This window comes from Streptomyces sp. SID3212 (genome assembly GCF_009865405.1).
In the GTDB taxonomy this organism is placed as follows: domain Bacteria; phylum Actinomycetota; class Actinomycetes; order Streptomycetales; family Streptomycetaceae; genus Streptomyces.
Genome location: NZ_WWJY01000890.1, coordinates 1 through 945 on the forward strand (window position 1 = coordinate 1; position 945 = coordinate 945).

Here is a 945-nt window from a genome sequence, read left to right on the forward strand (position 1 = left end):
CGCGGCCAACCCCGGCTGCCGCCGCCGCGCGCTGCTGGACGGCGCCGGGGTCGACAAGGCGGCGCTCGCGACGGCGCTGGGTTCCCCCGCCCCGTTCGGCCAGTCCCAGTTCGCGTTCATGCGGGGGAACGCGTTCGAGGCCAAGGTCAAGGCCGACGGCGGTACGGAACTGACGCGCCTGGTCGCCGAGCGGCTGGGCGCCACGCCCCCCGCGCCCGGCGAGGTGCTCGTACCGGATCTGTCGGCGGCGGGCCCCGAGGGGCGCACGGCCAGGACGGCCCTCGCGCTGCGCGAGGCGACGGAGGCCGGGGTCTGGGCGCTGCTGGACCATCCGCTGCTGGCCCTGGAGGTGGCGGGCTCCCCGGCGTATCTGGAGCCGGACGCGGTGGTGGTACGGCCCGACGGGCGGTGGACGGTCGTCGAGATCAAGTCGTTCCCGATGATCGACGGTTCGGCGGACGCGGCGAAGGTGGGCGCGGCGGCGCGCCAGGCGGCGGTGTACGTGCTGGCGCTGGAACGGGTCGCCGTCCGTACGGAAGGCGCGGAGGTGGACCACCGGGTGCTGCTGGTCTGCCCGAAGGACTTCTCGAACCTGCCGACGGCATCGGTGGTCGACGTACGGAAACAGCTGTCGGTGACCCGGCGGCAGCTGACCCGGCTGACGCGGATCGAGGACATCGCGGACGCGCTCCCGGAGGGCACGACGTTCGACGTGGAGCAGTGCTCGGGCGCGGAGCTGACGGCGGCCGTGGAGTCGGTCACGGCGGCGTACGCGCCCGAGTGCCTGGCCGCCTGCGAGCTGGCGTTCCACTGCCGGGGCAGGGCGCGCACGGACGGCGCGGTGGAGGCGCTGGGGCGGAGCGTACGGGGGGAGCTGGGCGGCCTGACGACGGTCGGCGCGGTCCTGGCGGCGGCCCGTGGGGAGTCGGGCGACCCGGACGATCC

The 945-nt window shown here is 75.7% G+C and carries 1 protein-coding gene; it reads left to right on the plus strand.

All coding sequences use genetic code 11. The features are described from left to right. A partial coding sequence (locus tag GT042_RS26600) for a hypothetical protein (RefSeq protein WP_161311265.1) occupies window positions 1-945 on the plus strand: 945 nt, incomplete at both ends.